A 17294-nucleotide genomic window follows, 5' to 3' on the forward strand; every position below is an offset into this window, starting at 1 on the left:
ATGCTCGAGCAACTCAATACCCGCGTCGAAGAGTGTTACCAACAAGCCGAATCCTTTTTCAAACGTCCTTTCAAACGCCCGGTGGTCAGCTTCAAATTGCGTGGCCAGAAAGCCGGTGTGGCGCATTTGCACGAGAATTTGCTGCGCTTCAATCCGCAGCTATACCGGGAAAATGCCGAAGATTTCCTCAAGCAGACCGTCGCCCACGAAGTCGCGCACCTGATCGCCCATCAGTTGTTTGGCGAACGCATCCAGCCCCATGGCGAAGAGTGGCAACTGATCATGCGTGGCGTGTACGAACTGCCTCCCAACCGCTGCCACACCTACGAAATCAAACGCCGCAGCGTCACCCGCTACATCTACAAATGCCCCTGCGAAGGCAGCGACTTCCCGTTCTCGGCCCAACGTCACAGCCTGGTGCGCCAGGGGCGGCGGTATCTGTGCCGCAGCTGTCGCGGGACGTTGGTGTTCAGCGGGGAGACGCGGGTGGAGTAGCGGGATTTGTGGTGCCTGGGCCGGCCTCATCGCGAGCAGGCTCGCTCCCACATTGGATCTGTGAGCGCTACAAAACCCTGTGGGAGCGAGCCTGCTCGCGATGAGGCCCACAAAAACACTACACAACCACCCCGGCACCCCGCAGCTGGGCAATCTGCTCAGCACTGAACCCCACCTCCCCCAGCACCTGATCCGTATGCGCCCCCAGTCCTGCACCAATATGCCGAGACTCGGGCAAGCCTTCCGAGAACTTCAACGGACAAGCGATCTGCGCCTGACTCGAGCCATCGCCGCGAGGCACCTGGGTGACCACTTTCCTGGCCTGCAACTGCGGATGCCCGAGAGCTTCCTCCAGGCCCAGCACCGGTTCGACGCAGGCATCGATCTCGGTAAACAACCGGCAAAGTTCGGTGAAGTCATGCTTCTCGAATTCGGCCTGGAGCGCCTGCTTGAGCATGTGTTGTCGCTCGGGCTCGGGTGACAGCCCATGAACGGCCAGTTCCGGCCGGCCCAGGGCCTCACACAACGCTTGCATGAAAGCCGGCTCCAGGCTGCCCACCGACATCCAGCGACCATCCCGGGTGCGGTAATAGTCATAGAAGCTACCGCCATTGAGCAGGTGCTTTTCCCTGCCGGGCTCGACCCCGCTGGCCAGGTAGCCGGCACCCGCCAGTGCGTTCAGGCTGAATACACAATCGGCCATGCTCACATCCAGGTATTGGCCCTGCCCGCTCTGCTGGCGGGCAATCACCGCCGCCAACAATCCGATCACCCCATGCAGCGACCCGCCAGCGATGTCCGCCGCCTGAATCCCCAGCGGCAACGGGCCGCTGGCGGCACGCCCGGTCTGGCTGGCCAGGCCTGTCAGGGCCAGGTAGTTGATGTCATGTCCGGCGCGGTCCTTGTAGGGGCCCGTCTGGCCGTAGCCGGTAATCGACACGTAGATGAGCCGGGGATTGATCGCCTTCAACGCCTCATACCCGAGCCCCAATCGCTCCATTACCCCGGGACGGAACTGTTCCAGCAGAATGTCGTACTCGCCCAGCAACCGCTTGATCACCTCCAGCGCCTCCGGCTGCTTGAGGTCCAGGGCCAGGCTGCGCTTGTTGCGATTGAGGTAGGCATGGCTGGCGGAAACACCCCGGTCATGGGGCGGCAGGACGCGCAGCAGGTCCGGACGGGTCGGGGATTCGACGCGCAGCACCTCGGCCCCCATGTCCGCCAGTAGCAGCGAGGCGAACGGGCCGGGTAGCAGGGTCGAGAAATCCAGAATCTTGAGCGATGCCAATGGGCCTTGCATGGAGGGTCTCCGCTGGATGATAAGCAAAGACTAGGCAGGCGCTGGCGGTAGGGCAATTACCGCGGGTGTCGTTTGGGATGACCGATGCGCTCAAGACTTGCGCACCTCTGTTGTGGCGAGGGGATTTAGCGAGACGTCGCAACCCAGCGGGGCGGTGCGACGTCTCGCTAAATCCCCTCGCCACAGGAACTTCGCCACCCCTTGGAAAGTGCCCATGAAAAAACCCGCCGAAGCGGGCTTTTCATTGCTGTCTGAAGATTACCTCGCGACACCTGGCGCAGAGGTTTCAGCCGCCGCAATTTGCGCGGCTGCGATCTGCTCGTCGTCTTCACGGACATCGGAGATGCCGCGACCGCCGGAAGCCAGTTCGGTCTGCAACTGGTCTTCATCCAGTTCCTTGACCCACTTGGCAACCACGATGGTGGCGACAGCGTTGCCCACCAGGTTGGTCAGGGCGCGGGCTTCGGACATGAAGCGGTCGATACCCAGGATCAGCGCCAGGCCGGCGACTGGCAAGGTGCCCACGGCCGACAGGGTGGCCGCCAGTACGATGAAGCCGCTACCGGTCACGCCAGCAGCCCCTTTGGAGGACAGCAACAGCACGGCCAGCAGGGTGATCTGGTGAGTCAGGTCCATCGGGGTGTCGGTGGCCTGGGCGATGAACACCGCAGCCATGGTCAGGTAGATCGAAGTACCGTCGAGGTTGAACGAGTAGCCTGTCGGGATGACCAGGCCTACGACCGACTTCTTGGCACCCAGGCGTTCCATCTTGATCAACATGCGTGGCAAGGCCGATTCCGACGAGGAAGTACCCAACACAATCAGCAGCTCTTCACGGATGTAGCGGACCAGCTTGATGACGCTGAAACCGTGAGCGCGGCAGATGGCGCCCAGCACCACCAGCACGAACACGACGCAGGTGATGTAGAAGCAGATCATCAGCTGGCCCAGTTGCACCAGCGAACCGACACCGTAGGCGCCGATGGTGAACGCCATGGCACCGAACGCACCCAGGGGGGCCAGCTTCATGATCATGTTGATGATGATGAACATCACGTGGGCGAAGCGGTCGATGAAGTCCAGCACCGGCTTGCCATAGGCACCCAGGCGATGCAGGGCGAAACCGAAGATCACCGAGAACATCAGCACTTGCAGGATATCGCCGTTGGCGAACGCGCCGACGATGGTGTTCGGGATCACGTTGAGGATGAAGGCGATGATGCTCTGGTCTTTACCAGCCGAAATGAAACCGGCGATCTTGCTGGTGTCCAGGGTTGTCACGTCGATGTGCATGCCGCTGCCCGGCTGCACGACGTTGACCACGACCAGGCCGATCAACAGGGCGATGGTAGAGACGATTTCGAAGTACAGCAGCGCGTAGCCGCCGGTCTTGCCGACCGACTTCATGTTCTGCATGCCGGCGATGCCGCTGACAACGGTGCAGAAGATGATTGGGGCGATGACCATTTTGATCAGTTTGATGAATCCGTCACCGAACGGCTTGAGGGCCACACCGGTCTGTGGATAGAAGTGGCCGAGCAAAATACCGATGGCAATGGCAACGATCACCTGGAAATACAGGGATTTGTACAGGGGCTGACGAGTCGTCATGGCAAACCTTCCTCAAGCGTCCCGTGTGACAACATCCATCTGTCGTCCACGGCACCTCAACTTTGCGAACCCTCCTGCACTGGAGGGATTTGTTTTGTCGGCTGCACAGGGGCAGACCTACGTGGTGCATCGCAAAGCCCATGCCATTTCCGAGAAAAGCCCTACAGCCGCCATGGTAGACAGGCTTGGCGATTAGACTCGGGTTAAACGAACGTGTATGAGATGGCGGATATCCGCCAACAGGCCGATTCCTGTTCCGGGATTTGGCGGATATCCGCCTTGTCGCAATGGATTGCCCTGCTACCATCGGCCGCTTATCAAACGGATTGATGCCATGCGCCAACGCACAATTGCCAGTCACTTCGCCCGCGCAGCCCTGGGCGGCGCCCGTCGGCAGGGGTTCGACTACCTTCCCTTGCTGCAACAGCTGGGCATCAGCCCCGAGTTGTTGGACGAGCCGCGCGCGCGTATCGCACCGGAGCAGTTCGCCCGCCTGCTGCAGTCGCTGTGGCTGGCGCTGGGTGATGAATACCTTGGATTCGGCAACGCTCCGAGCAAACCCGGGACGTTCGCCATGATGTGCCATACGCTGATCCATTGCCGGACCCTGGGCAAGGCGCTCCAACGTGGCCTGTTGTTCTATCGTCTGTTCCCCGACGCCCCGGACCTGACACTGGTGACCGAAGGCGAACGGGTGCGCCTGGTACTGGACGATTCGGCCTTGTGGGACCCGGATCATTTCCTCGCCGAGAGCCTGCTGGTGGTCTGGCATCGCCTTGCCAGTTGGCTGATCGGCCAACGAATCACCCTGGAGCAGGCAAGTTTCAGTTATGCCAGGCCCGTCCATGGCGCCGAGTACGATTTGCTGTTCCCCTGCCCGCTGGCGTTCGAGGCGCAGCACAGCGGCCTGTTGTTCCACAGCCGCTACCTGGACATGCCGTTGCTTCAGGACGAACGGACTCTCAAGCGGTTTCTCGAGCACTCCCCCGCCGATCTGCTCTCGCGCCCGGACGATGGCCACAGCCTGAGCAGCCAGTTGCGCCGGTTGCTCGGCCGCGATACCGCACGCTGGCCGGACCTGGAGGCTGCCGCCAGTCACCTGCACCTCAGCCCCCAGACCCTGCGCCGCCATCTGCGAGAGGAAGGCACCAGCTTCCAGGAACTCAAGGATCACCTGCGGCGGGATATCGCCATCTACCACCTGGGACGCGCGGACCTGTCGTTGCAGCAGATCGCCGAGCAGTTGGGGTTCTCGGAGCCGTCGGCGTTTCACCGGGCGTTCAAGAAGTGGACGGGGCTGACGCCGGGGGCTTACCGGGACCAGGAGAATTGAGGGAAGGGTTTGGTGTTTACCCCTGTGGGAGCAAGGCTTGCCCGCGATGACAATCTCGAGGACGCCATCGCGGGCAAGCCTTGCTCCCACAGGGTTCATGCAGGTTCAAGCCACAGGTTCGCCTCCAGTCAAACCACCGGAAAAAGCACCCGGAACGCCGCGCCGCCCAGCTCCGAGTCCCCCAAGGTCAAGCACGCGCCATAGCTCTCGATGATGTCCTTGACCACCGCCAGGCCAATTCCCTGCCCCGGATGCTGGCGATCCAGCCGCTCGCCGCGCTGGAGAATCCGCGCACGCTGGTCCGGCGGCACGCCCGGGCCGTCATCCCCGACACACAACTCGATGCCGCCAAGGGTCTGGTGCACGCTGACGAGCACTTCGCCCAGGCACAGTCGATAGGCGTTTTCCAACAGGTTGCCGAGCATCTCCAGCAAAGCGCCCTGCTCGATCGGCACGTGGCAGTGCTCCGGCAGGTCGAAACGAACATTGACCCGTTTGTCGCGGTAGACCTTGTCCAGGGTGTCGCACAGGCTTTGCAGCACCGGCCGCAGGCGCACCTGATGGCGCACCAGCCCACTCTTGCGCAAACTGGCGCGCTGCAACTGGTAGCCGATCTGCTGGCTCATGCGCTCGATCTGGGTTTGCAGCACCCAGGCCTGCCCACGGTCTTCGGGGCGCCGGGCCATGTCTTCGCTGACCCCCTGCAACACCGCCAACGGCGTCTTCAGGCTGTGGGCCAGGTCGTCGAGGGAGTCTCGATAGCGGCTGCGCTGCTCCCGCTCGCTGTACAACAGCCGGTTGAGGGAGCCGGTCAGGCGCAGCAGTTCCCGGGGATGCTCGGTACTGAGGCTCTCCCGGGTGCCGCCTTCGATTTCATCCAGTTCCTGGCTCAGGCGGCGCAACGCCCGCAGCCCCCAGGTCAGACCGATCCACAACAGTGCCAGCAACACCGCCAGCGCCGCGCCGAAACCCAGGTAGAGCTTGTCCCGCAGGCCCTGCAAGGTCACTTCGTAATCGCGCACCGGCTGCAAGGTGACGACGCTGAACGCCGCGTTCTGGCCGGCGAGCAGCTTGATCTCGACGTCATAGACAAAGAACTCCTCGCCGCTCTGCTCACGGATGCGGGCAAACTCGTTGCCCTGGCCGTCATAGCGAGGCGTGTAGTTGATATTTTCATCCCGGGTCGCCTTCGACCGCCAGACCAGCCGCCCGTCGCGATCATAGATGTAGCCCAGCAGACGGGCGTCGGCGAGATTGAAACGCTCGTCGGGCAACTGTGCCGGCATCTTCAGGCGATTGTTTTCCACCCGGGCGGCGGAAATCAGCGTGGTCACGTCCGAGGCCAGGCGTTGCTGGATGGATTCCTGCAACGCCAGACTGAACGCGCCTTGCATGGCGGGCAGCAGCGCCAGCATGAACAAGACTGCCAGGATCGTGGCGGCCAGCATCAACCGCAACCGCAGGGAACGAATCACTGGCAGCGCTCGTTGAACAGGTAGCCCAGGCCGCGCACGGTGTCGATCGGCTTGAAGCCGGCGGGGGCTTCGAGTTTGCGGCGCAGGCGCCCGACCAGGACTTCGATGACATTGGGGTCGCGCTCGTCGTCATCGGGATACAACTGTTCCATCAGGCGATCCTTGGCCACCACCTGCTGGTGATGACGCATCAGGTACTCGAGGATGCGGTATTCGTAGGCTGTCAGCGCCAGCGGCTCCTCGTCGAGGCAGGCTTGCTTGCGGTTGAGGTCCAACCGCAACGGGCCGGCGACGATGGTCGACTGGGTAAAACCGCTGGAGCGGCGCAACAGGGCATTCAGCCGGGCCTCCAGTTCCTCGAACTGGAACGGCTTGACCACATAGTCATCGGCCCCGGCGGCCAGGCCTTCGACCTTGTCCTGCCAGTTGCCACGGGCGGTAAGGATCAGGATCGGAAAGGTCTTGTCCTGGGCACGCAGCCGGCGGATCAGTTCCAGGCCGCTGATCCCGGGCAAGCCAAGGTCGATCACCGCCAGGTCATGGTTGAATTCCGCGACCTGGTACAGGGCCTCTTCGGCATTGGCGACGGCCTGCACTACATGGCCGCTGTCGGTGAGACGGGTTTGCAGGTGATGGCGCAACAGCGCTTCGTCTTCGACGACCAGTAACTTCATGGAGCCTTTCTCCAGGTGAATCAGACAATCCGGTGCTGTGCAGCGCAACGAAAGCCGCCGGATCGGCCCTGTGTGGGAGCGAGCAGACTCGCTCCCGCAAGGAACCGCTTAGAACGTGTAGTTGGCGGACAGGTAGGTCTGGGCACTGCCGGTCAGGTCCAGCGAACCCACCTTGTCGCCGCCGTGGGGGCTCATCTCGGTGCTGGCGTTGCTGCGCAGGTAACGGTAACCCAGTTCCACCGAGGTGTTCCGCGAAATTTGTTGCAGCACGCCGCCCTGCAGGCCCACCGCGTAGCCGATGTCGCTGTCGCGACTGAAACCTGGGGAGTCCTGGGTTACCTTGGTCAGGCCCGCCGTCGCACCGCCGAACAGTTTGGTGCTGCCAGTGACCGGGTAGAACAGGTCGTAGCTGCCCAGCAGGTTTTCCTGGCGCAGCTTGATGCCGTTATGGGTCCCCGAAACATTGTCATAGGTCGCATAGTAGCGGCCCTGGTCGTTCTGCTTGCCCAGGCGCAGGCCGTAGGTGGTGTCCTTGCCGATCACGCCGTCGGCGTTCGGATTGTTCAGCGCCTGGTCCAGGGCACTGGATTTCTTGACCTTGTCGCTGGTCTGGCCGAGGGTCAGGCTGGCGAAGTTATCATCGGCGTGGGCCAGGGCGCTGGCACCCAGCACAGTGAAAGCCAGCAGCAGTTTCTTCATGTGTGTCATGTTCAGATTCCTTTGAAACGTGGGTGGTGTGTGAAGTCGTGATCACGTTAACCAGCGGTTCCTGAACCCCCCTTGAACGTTCTCTGAACCTGCGCTGAATGAATCGGCTAGAGTGTTCTGTCTAGAGCGAACCCATTCTTTCAAGGAGATTCCCCATGCGCAGGTTGCTTGCTGTTGTACTTCTGGCCTTGAGCGGCGCGGGCCACGCTGCCGTCCAGACCCAGGAAATCCCCTACACCAGTGCCGACGGCACGAAACTGATCGGCTATTACGCCTATGACGATGCGATCAAGGGGCCGCGCCCGGGCGTGGTGGTGGTGCATGAATGGTGGGGGCTGAACGACTACGCCAAGCGCCGCGCCCGCGACCTCGCCGGCCTGGGCTACAGCGCCCTGGCCATCGACATGTACGGCGATGGCAAAAACACCGAGCACCCCACGGACGCCATGGCCTTCATGCAAGCGGCGCTCAAGGACAGCAAGGCCGCCAGCGGGCGATTCCAGGCCGGGCTCGACCTGTTGAAGAAACAACCCCAGACCGATCCGGACAAACTTGCCGCCATCGGCTACTGCTTCGGCGGCAAAGTGGTGCTGGATGCGGCTCGCCAGGGCGTTCCGCTGGCTGGCGTGGTGAGCTTCCACGGCGCCCTGGCGACCAACACTCCGGCCACGCCCGGCAGCGTCAAGGCGAAAATACTGATCGAGCATGGCGCGCTGGACAGCATGGTCACCGTGGATAACGTCACCGCACTCAAGAGCGAGATGGACAAGGCCGGCGCCGATTACAAGTTCGTCAGCCTGAAAGGCGCCAAGCACGGTTTCAGCAACCCCGATGCCGACCGCCTGAGCCACGGCGAACATGGCGGGCCGGACATCGGCTACAACAAGGCGGCCGATGAGCAGTCGTGGGCGGATATGCAGAAGTTCTTCAAGAAGATCTTTGGTTGATCACTGAAGCTATCTGTGGCGAGGGGATTCATCCCCGCTGGGCTGCGCAGCAGCCCCAAAACCTGCTGACTCGGTATGTCAGACAGATCGAGTGTTCTGGGATGGGGCTGCTTCGCAGCCCAGCGGGGATAAATCCCCTCGCCACAACAGTGTTCACAACTCCCCGGCATCACCCACTACCCAGCATCAAGCCAACCCGGCAAAATGCCCGGCATGAACCGACTCCCCGCCCTGCCCGCCTGCTGCTCGCCTTTGGATGAACATTGGCTGTTGCCCGATGCCCTGCCCGATACAATCCTGCTGAGCACCCGCTTCGATCCGCTGTTGCTGATCGGTGAAGACTTCCCGAACAGTGCCATCGAGCCACCCGCCAGCATCCAGCGTTCGGTGGCCAAGCGTCAGGCAGAATTCCTAGCCGGGCGGATCTGCGCCCGGGCAGCCCTTTATCAGTTGAACGGCCAGCATTGCGTACCGGCGATTGGCGATGACCGTGCTCCCGTCTGGCCGGCCCATGTCAGCGGGTCGATCACCCACAGCACCCGCCGGGCCGCGGCCATCGTCGCCAGCAAGGACCATTGGCAAGGGCTGGGCATGGACCTGGAAAACCTGCTCGACCCGGAGCGCGCCGAGCGGCTGGCGAGTGAAATCCTGACCCCACCGGAACTGCAACGCATGGCCACCACCCGGCGAGATGACCGGGCCCTGCTGGTGACGTTGACCTTTTCGGTGAAGGAAAGCCTGTTCAAGGCGCTGTACCCGATCGTCGAGCAGCGCTTTTATTTCGAACATGCCGAGGTGTTGGAGTGGACCCGCGACGGGCAGGTGCGACTCCGGTTGCTGACGGACCTGTCGGCCGAATGGCGCCATGGCAGTGAATTGCAGGCGCGGTTCGGGGTGAAGGATGGGCAGTTGTTGAGTCTGGTGGGGATCAAGGCCTGAGGCTTCTGTATCGCTTTTGAAGGCCCCATCGCGAGCAGGCTCGCTCCCACAGGAGGAATGCGTTCCCATGTGGGAGCGAGCCTGCTCGCGATGAGGACAATCCAATCGCTACATCCCTCAACCCCTGTCCTGATGTCTCGGCCAGCTCAAGCTGAAACACGCCCCACCCAGGCTCTTGCTCTTGGCGATCAACGCCCGGCCGCCATGCCAGTAAATGATCCGCCGCACGATCGACAGGCCCAGCCCATGGCCGCCCGAGGCCCGGGCACGGCTGTCGTCCAGGCGCAGGAAGGGCTTGAACACCCGCTCCCAGGCCGCCTCCGGCACACCGGGCCCGTCATCCTCGACGTCCACCCGGCAACGCAGTTGCCCCACCTGATAGCTGACAATCACCCGGGATTTGGCATGGCGCATGGCATTGCTCACCAGGTTCTGCAAGGCGCGATGCAGGAAGCGTGGCTCGGCCTCGACCCAGGCACCGTCGCAATCGGCGGCAGACAGGCACAGGCCGCGTTCGACCGTGACCCCGACCCGCAACGGACCCAGCTCCTCGATCACCTGATTGACCAGCGCATCCAGGTCCACCCGCTGGAAGTTCAGCGCCGGTGAGCCTTGCTCCAGTCGCGCATAGGTCAGCATCTCGTCCACCAGTCGATCCAGGTCTTCGATGTCATGGTCCATGCCCGCCAGGTATTTTTCCCGGGCCTGGGGAGTGGCAGCGCTGCCGAGCATTTCCAGGCCGAAGCGCAAGCGCGCCACCGGGGTACGCAGTTCGTGGGAAACCGCCCGTACCAGCTCACGCTGGATCGCCAACAGTTGTTGCAAGTGCTCGGCCATGTCGTTGAACGCTGCGGCCAACCGCCCGACCGAGTCGGCGCCACGGGCCGGCACGCGGGTTTCCAGGCTGCCCTGGGCGATCTGGGTGGCGGCGGCTTCCAGGCCACTCAGGCGCCGTTCCAACTGACGCACCAACAGGTAGACGATCAAGCCGATCAGACTCAAGCCCAACGCCGCGATCAGCACCAGCCATTCAGGCGGGTAAGGGTTCATCTGATACAACGGGCCGATTTCCAATACCCATGGCGTACCCACCATCCCGGCGAACACCCGGATCGAATCGCCGCCCTTGCCCAAGGCCATCACCGTATCGCCCTCGGACACGCGACGACGCTGGTCTTCGTCCATGTCCGCCTGCTCGGCGGTCATCAGCCGCAGATCGAAACCGAAACCTTTTTCTTCCATGAGTTGCGCGAGCCGCCGGGGTTGCTCACTCACCGGGTAGCGCACCAGTTCGTCGGCCAGCAGGTAAATGGTCGCCCGGGCCAATTGCTCGCTGATCTGCCGGACTTCCCCCACCAGCATCAGTTGCTCGCCATCGCTGACCAGTCGATAGACCTTCGCCGCATGGGGCCCGGTCTGTTCAACCAGGGCCTGCCCACGCAGCACGCGGGTGCGCTGTCCCAGGTCCAGGTCGGTCTGGGCGAAGGTCTGCAACGCCAGGGGGATGCCCAGCAGCCGCTCCCACAGCAGCAACGCCCGATGACGCTCGGTGACATTCATCGGCCGCAGGTTCTCGGCCATCAGGGAAAACGTGCCGTGGGCCAGGCGCTCGCGGTACTGCTCGCTGCGGGTCTGGTTGAGCAGGTGCAAGGCCAGCACCCCGAGCACCGCCACCAGCACCAGCGCCGCGCACATGCCGCCATAGATGCGCAGGAAGATCGAGTTCACGGTGCCAGGTCTACACAGGCTTCGGGCACGAACAGGTAGCCTTTGCTGCGGATGGTCTTGATCAGCCGTGGATGGTCCGGGTCATCGCCGATCTTGGGCCGGATGCGCGAGATGCGCACGTCGATGGAGCGGTCCTGGCCGTCATAGCCAATGCCACGCAGGGCGGTGAAGATCTCCTCCCGGGACAGGATGCGCCCGGCATTGGACACCAGCAGCCACAGCAGGTCGAATTCGGCGCTGGTCAGTTCGATCCCGTTGCCCTGCAACCAGGCCTCGCGCAAGGCGTCGTCCACCACCAGCGGGCCGAATTGCAGGCGCCGCGGTTTTTGCGGATTCGGCTCCACCGGCTCGCTGCGCCGCAACAAGGCCTGGATGCGCGCCAGCAGTACGCGCGGGCGCACCGGCTTGCAGACGTAATCGTCGGCGCCCAGGTCCAGGCCCTGGATCTGGTCGGCGTCGTCGGTGCGGGCCGTGAGCATCAGGATCGGCCCATCGTACTGCGCGCGGACCTTGCGGCAGATGCTCAGGCCGTCTTCGCCGGGGAGCATCAGGTCGAGGATCACCAGGTCCGGCTGCTCGGCGATGATCCGTTGTGCCGCTGCCGCGCCATCACCTTCGATGGCGACACGCAGCCCGTTGCTTTCCAGGTAGTCACGGGTCAGCTCGGCCAGACGCTGGTCATCCTCGACAATCAGTACCTGCCAGGCTTCTTGTTCCACTTGGGGCCTCGTGTTGCTGTGAATATAGAAAGAAAGAACGACGCACTCACCTGTGGCGAGGGGATTTATCCCCGCTGGGCTGCGAAGCAGCCCCAAATCAGTCGCTTAGCTGTATCAGGCAGAACACAGGGGGCCGCTTCGCGACCCAGCGGGGATGAATCCCCTCGCCACAGGGCATGCAGGTTCGCCCATCGATGCAGATGTCCTTCTTTTTGTCATGTCAAAAGAGGATAACCCTGTCCCACACCCCGGCCGATTGTATAAACGGCGGCCCGGTAGAAAACAAGCGGACAAATGCGTTCGGTCGGGCGGGATTTGTGTGATAACGTCCGCGCCCGCAAAAACCGGCAGGCTGTTTTCGGCGCCTCGAAAACGATGAAAAAACGCCCGCTCCAGCAAGGTCGCGGCCTACAGCGCAGTTCCCTGTTTCGCACACAAATTACGCACAGGTTTATCCACAGGCAGTACGTTGCATTCATCCCCCAAAACGCATTATCTTGTAGCCCGCTGCAAAAAAAACCCTACATGTAGGGGTTTAAGCCAAAAACCAACCACAAGTCGGACAGAGAATTCAAGCGCTTTTTCGTGCCTCTTTCCACTTGAACAACGTATTTTCCCAAGACCAGACCGCCCCTGCGGATGGCCACTGTTTCAAGGGTCGAAAACGACCGAAACGGTACGGGTGTTGCAGTCCATTGCTGCCACCCCTGCAACCCGGTTCGAGCCCAGGCTCGCAACCCAAGAACTTCGGATGGAAGCAGCCCCTCAGGCCTGCTTCCTACTGTCCCGAAGTTGTTATGCCCGGCGCCAGCCGGTTGTAGTGCTTCAGGACGGAACGGTGGGCACCGTGATGGTGCCCAAACAAACATAGAGAACGTGGAGACACCCATGCACACCGACACAACTCGCGAGAACCCGCAGGGCACCGCGCCGCTGGCCGCCGATTCGACCCCGGATCTGGCCGCCACCGCGCCTGGTCAACTGCGCGTGATCAAGCGTAACGGCACTGTCGTTCCTTACACCGATGACAAGATCACCGTCGCCATCACCAAAGCGTTCCTCGCAGTTGAAGGTGGCACCGCAGCCGCTTCGTCGCGCATCCACGACACCGTGGCCCGCCTGACCGAACAGGTCACCGCGACCTTCAAGCGTCGCATGCCGTCGGGTGGCACCATCCACATCGAAGAAATCCAGGACCAGGTCGAACTGGCCCTGATGCGTGCCGGCGAGCAAAAGGTAGCGCGTGACTATGTGATCTACCGCGACTCCCGCGCCAAGGAACGCGCCACCCGCAACCCGGCCGACGCACCGGTCCAGGCTCACCCGTCCATTCGCATCGCCCGCGCCGATGGCAGCCTGGCGCCGCTGGACATGGGCCGCCTGAACACCATCGTCACCGAAGCCTGCGAAGGCCTGGAAGAAGTCGATGGCGAGCTGATCCAGCGCGAAACCCTGAAGAACCTCTATGACGGCGTCGCGCTCAAGGACGTCAACACCGCCCTGGTAATGACCGCGCGGACCCTGGTGGAACGCGAGCCGAACTACTCCTTCGTGACCGCCCGTCTGTTGATGGACACCCTGCGCGCCGAAGGCCTGGGCTTCCTGGAAGTCGCCGAGAGCGCGACCCACCACGAGATGGCCGACCTGTACGCCAAGGCCCTGCCGGCCTACATCGCCAAGGGTATCGAATTCGAATTGCTGAACCCGGTCCTGGCTTCCTTCGACCTGGAAAAACTCGGCAAGGCGATCAACCACGAGCGCGACCAGCAGTTCACCTACCTGGGCCTGCAAACCCTGTACGACCGTTACTTCATCCACAAGGACGGTGTCCGCTTCGAACTGCCACAGATCTTCTTCATGCGCGTGGCCATGGGCCTGGCCATCGAAGAGAAGCAGAAAGAAGACCGTGCCATCGAGTTCTACAACCTGCTGTCGTCCTTCGACTACATGGCCTCGACTCCGACCCTGTTCAACGCCGGTACCCTGCGTCCACAGTTGTCGAGCTGCTACTTGACCACCGTACCGGACGACCTGTCGGGCATCTACGGCGCGATCCACGACAACGCCATGCTGTCGAAATTCGCCGGCGGCCTGGGCAACGACTGGACGCCGGTTCGTGCGCTGGGCTCGTACATCAAGGGCACCAACGGTAAATCCCAGGGCGTCGTGCCGTTCCTCAAGGTGGTCAACGACACCGCTGTCGCGGTCAACCAGGGCGGCAAGCGCAAGGGCGCGGTCTGTGCCTACCTGGAAACCTGGCACATGGACATTGAAGAGTTCATCGAGCTGCGCAAGAACACCGGTGATGATCGTCGTCGTACCCACGACATGAACACCGCCAACTGGATCCCCGACCTGTTCATGAAGCGTGTCTTCGACGACGGCAAGTGGACCCTGTTCTCGCCATCCGAAGTGCCGGACCTGCATGACCTGACCGGCAAGGCCTTCGAAGAGCGCTACGAGTACTACGAAGCCCTGACCGAGTACAACAAGATCAAGTTGTTCAAGGTCGTCCAGGCCAAGGACCTGTGGCGCAAGATGCTGTCGATGCTGTTCGAAACCGGCCACCCATGGCTGACCTTCAAGGACCCATGCAACCTGCGCAGCCCGCAGCAGCACGTGGGCGTGGTCCACAGCTCGAACCTGTGCACCGAGATCACCCTGAACACCAACAAGGATGAGATCGCTGTCTGCAACCTGGGCTCGATCAACCTGCCGAACCACATCGTCGACGGCAAGCTGGACACCGCCAAGCTGCAACGCACCGTGAACACCGCCGTGCGCATGCTCGACAACGTGATCGACATCAACTACTACTCGGTGCCACAGGCGAAGAACTCCAACTTCAAGCACCGTCCAGTCGGCCTCGGCATCATGGGCTTCCAGGACGCGCTGTACCTGCAGCACATCCCGTACGGCTCCGACGCCGCGATCGAGTTCGCCGACAAGTCCATGGAAGCGGTCAGCTACTACGCGATCCAGGCTTCCTGCGACCTGGCCGACGAGCGTGGCGCCTATGAGACGTTCCAGGGCTCTCTGTGGTCCAAGGGCATCCTGCCGCTGGACTCGCAACAGATCCTGATCGCGTCCCGTGGCGAGAAGTACATCGACGTCGACCTGACCGAGTCCCTGGACTGGGCACCGGTTCGCGCCCGTGTACAGAAAGGCATCCGTAACTCCAACATCATGGCCATCGCACCGACCGCCACCATCGCCAACATCACCGGCGTGTCGCAGTCGATCGAACCGACCTACCAGAACCTGTACGTGAAATCGAACCTGTCGGGCGAATTCACCGTGATCAACCCGTACCTGGTCCGCGACCTCAAGGCCCGCGGCCTGTGGGACTCGGTCATGATCAACGACCTGAAGTACTACGACGGTTCGGTACAGCAGATCGAGCGCATCCCGCAGGAGCTCAAGGAGCTCTACGCGACCGCGTTCGAAGTGGACACCCGTTGGATCGTCGACGCCGCCAGCCGTCGCCAGAAGTGGATCGACCAGGCTCAGTCGCTGAACCTGTACATCGCCGGCGCTTCGGGCAAGAAGCTGGACGTGACTTACCGCATGGCCTGGTACCGTGGCCTGAAAACCACTTACTACCTCCGTGCCCTGGCCGCCACCAGCACCGAGAAGTCGACCATCAACACCGGCAAGCTGAACGCTGTTTCCAGCGGCGGCAACCACGGTGACGACTCGGTCCTGGCTGCTCCAGCAGGACCTGCGCCAGTGCCAAAGGCCTGCGCGATCGACGAGCCGGATTGCGAAGCTTGCCAATAAGCTGAGCGGGTGGGCGCTGAAAGGCGCCGACCTTTAAAGAAAGCCCCCGATAGACCGCTGGTTTATCGGGGGTTTTCTTTTGTCTGGAGGAAAGTGGTGTCTGGGCTTGCCTCATCGCGAGCGGGCTCGCTCCCACAGGGGAACGCATTTCAATGTGGGAGCGAGCCTGCTCGCGATGAGGCAAGCCCAGGCAACCCAAAACACTCGCCCAAAAAGAAGCCCCTCTTGCGAGGGGCTCCTTGTACAACATTTCAAGCAACCATCGAGAATCAAGCCATCTGGATAATGGTCTGCATGATGGTGCTCTGGGTGGAGATGGTCTTGGCGTTTGCCTGGTAGTTACTTTGGGCCTTGATCAGCTCGACCAGTTCGTTGGTCAGGTTGACGTTGGACTCTTCCAGGGCATTGGAGACGATGGAACCCAAGGTACCGGTGGTTGGAGCATCGTAGCCCGGGATCCCGGACGAGAAGGTTTCTTTCCAGCTGGTGCCACCTACCGGCTGCAGACCTTGCTCGTTGGTGAAGCTGGCGAGTGCGAGCTGGCCGATCGGCTTGGTCTGGTTGTTGCTGAAGTTGGCCAGCAACACACCGCTGCCGTCGATGGTCAGGTTGGTGATCTGGCCGGTGGCGTAACCGTTCTGGGTCGGGATCGAACGCGCGGTATCGGCGTTGAATTGGGTGGTGTTGCCCATGGAGATCGTGATGGTTGGCGCACTGGCTGCGCCGTTGGCGGCCCATACGCCGTTGGTTACGGTGCCGGGAATCCAGCCAGTGAGCTTCAGGTCGCTGTCAGTGAGCGGCGCACCCGGCGGATTCGGGGTGCTGACCTGGACCAGCTTACCGCTCGAATCAAAGGTCATGGTCGACGGGACCGGCGCGGTCGCACCGGTCGTGGTCGGCGCGGAGCCATCGAGGTTACGACCATCGATCAAGGTATAAACGTTCCAGGTATTGCCAGCCGTCTTGACCATGTACTGGTCCATGGAGTGCTGGTTGCCCTGGGTGTCGTAGACCGGGGTGGTGAACTGCTTGGTGAAGGTCGAAGTATCGGTCGGATCGAACGCCGCAGTAATTGCCGTGGCCGTCGAGTTCAGGTTGATGGTCGACGAAACCAGGCTGGTAGCACTCGGCGGCAGGTTGGAGGTGTCGATACGCAGGTCGGTCAGGATCCCGTTCTGGATCTTGCCGTTGGCGTCCACACCATAACCTTGCAGACGCGAAGTGCCGTCGCTGTTGGTGATGAAGCCTTCCTTGTCGGTCTTGAACGTACCGGCACGGGTGTAGCTCAGGGAACCGTCGTTGCTCAGGACGAAGAAGCCCTGGCCCTGGATGCCCATGTCCAGCACGTTGCCGGTGTTGTTGACGTCACCCTGGCCGAACTGCTGGGAAACGTTGGACAGCCGCACGCCGTTGCCGACGGTCTTGCTGCCTGAACCCAGCTTGGTAGCCGAGTAGACGTCTTCGAATTCCGCTCGGGACGATTTGAAGCCGGTGGTTGCCACGTTGGCGATGTTGTTACCGGTGACGTCCAGCTGTTTGTTGGCAGCATAGAGACCGCTAAGGCCGATGTTGAAAGACATATTCC

13 protein-coding genes are annotated in these 17294 nt (G+C 62.0%); 5 read left to right on the forward strand and 8 right to left on the reverse strand.

Annotated elements, in window-relative coordinates; genetic code table 11:
- Complete coding sequence (locus LOY35_RS21075; RefSeq protein WP_139647900.1) at window positions 1–495, forward strand: SprT family zinc-dependent metalloprotease; 495 nt, start codon at window positions 1–3, stop codon at window positions 493–495.
- 118 nt (window positions 496–613) lie between these two features.
- Here LOY35_RS21075 and LOY35_RS21080 read toward each other — a convergent pair whose 3' ends face one another.
- Together LOY35_RS21080 and LOY35_RS21085 are read right to left on the reverse strand one after the other, a co-directional pair.
- Entirely contained in the window at window positions 614–1795 is a 1182-nt protein-coding gene (locus LOY35_RS21080) for a CaiB/BaiF CoA-transferase family protein (protein ID WP_258626621.1), read from the reverse strand.
- A gap of 258 nt (window positions 1796–2053) precedes the next feature.
- Window positions 2054–3406, reverse strand: a complete 1353-nt coding sequence (locus LOY35_RS21085) for a dicarboxylate/amino acid:cation symporter (protein ID WP_258626623.1) — start codon at window positions 3404–3406, stop codon at window positions 2054–2056.
- A gap of 334 nt (window positions 3407–3740) precedes the next feature.
- Between LOY35_RS21085 and LOY35_RS21090 the strand changes: the two genes are divergently transcribed.
- Entirely contained in the window at window positions 3741–4739 is a 999-nt protein-coding gene (locus tag LOY35_RS21090) for an AraC family transcriptional regulator (protein WP_258626626.1), read from the forward strand.
- Between the two features lie 128 nt (window positions 4740–4867).
- Here LOY35_RS21090 and LOY35_RS21095 read toward each other — a convergent pair whose 3' ends face one another.
- The 3 genes from LOY35_RS21095 to LOY35_RS21105 form a co-directional block, all read right to left on the reverse strand.
- Window positions 4868–6214, reverse strand: coding sequence for an ATP-binding protein (locus LOY35_RS21095; protein ID WP_258626629.1), 1347 nt, complete (start codon window positions 6212–6214; stop codon window positions 4868–4870).
- Window positions 6211–6888, reverse strand: a complete 678-nt coding sequence (locus tag LOY35_RS21100) for a response regulator (RefSeq protein ID WP_258626635.1) — start codon at window positions 6886–6888, stop codon at window positions 6211–6213. Before LOY35_RS21100 ends, LOY35_RS21095 begins: the two co-directional genes overlap by 4 nt.
- A gap of 108 nt (window positions 6889–6996) precedes the next feature.
- Window positions 6997–7596 (reverse strand): porin family protein, encoded by a 600-nt coding sequence (locus LOY35_RS21105; protein ID WP_258626637.1) that lies wholly within the window; start codon window positions 7594–7596, stop codon window positions 6997–6999.
- A gap of 155 nt (window positions 7597–7751) precedes the next feature.
- Between LOY35_RS21105 and LOY35_RS21110 the strand changes: the two genes are divergently transcribed.
- Together LOY35_RS21110 and LOY35_RS21115 are read left to right on the forward strand one after the other, a co-directional pair.
- The gene (locus tag LOY35_RS21110; RefSeq protein ID WP_258626640.1) at window positions 7752–8543 is read left to right on the forward strand and encodes a dienelactone hydrolase family protein; all 792 of its coding nucleotides are present in this window, start codon (window positions 7752–7754) and stop codon (window positions 8541–8543) included.
- A gap of 213 nt (window positions 8544–8756) precedes the next feature.
- The gene (locus LOY35_RS21115) at window positions 8757–9482 is read left to right on the forward strand and encodes a 4'-phosphopantetheinyl transferase (RefSeq protein WP_258626642.1); all 726 of its coding nucleotides are present in this window, start codon (window positions 8757–8759) and stop codon (window positions 9480–9482) included.
- A 117-nt stretch (window positions 9483–9599) separates the two neighbouring features.
- On the opposite strand, the gene LOY35_RS21120 is transcribed toward LOY35_RS21115, so the two are convergent.
- The gene (locus tag LOY35_RS21120; protein ID WP_258626644.1) at window positions 9600–11210 is read right to left on the reverse strand and encodes an ATP-binding protein; all 1611 of its coding nucleotides are present in this window, start codon (window positions 11208–11210) and stop codon (window positions 9600–9602) included.
- Window positions 11207–11929: a response regulator gene (locus LOY35_RS21125; RefSeq protein WP_258626646.1), complete on the reverse strand. Its 723-nt coding sequence runs from the start codon at window positions 11927–11929 to the stop codon at window positions 11207–11209. The genes LOY35_RS21120 and LOY35_RS21125 overlap by 4 nt, the downstream gene beginning before the upstream one ends.
- 888 nt (window positions 11930–12817) lie before the next feature.
- Here LOY35_RS21125 and LOY35_RS21130 point away from each other — a divergent pair.
- A complete protein-coding gene (locus tag LOY35_RS21130; protein WP_258626649.1) occupies window positions 12818–15709 on the forward strand; it encodes a ribonucleoside-diphosphate reductase subunit alpha in 2892 nt (963 codons plus the stop codon).
- A 269-nt stretch (window positions 15710–15978) separates the two neighbouring features.
- Here LOY35_RS21130 and flgE read toward each other — a convergent pair whose 3' ends face one another.
- Window positions 15979–17289 (reverse strand): flagellar hook protein FlgE, encoded by a 1311-nt coding sequence (gene flgE, locus LOY35_RS21135; protein WP_258626652.1) that lies wholly within the window; start codon window positions 17287–17289, stop codon window positions 15979–15981.
- Window positions 17290–17294: the final 5 nt, after the last annotated feature.

Origin of the sequence: Pseudomonas sp. B21-028 (assembly GCF_024749045.1) — a bacterium.
Taxonomy (GTDB): Bacteria; Pseudomonadota; Gammaproteobacteria; order Pseudomonadales; family Pseudomonadaceae; genus Aquipseudomonas.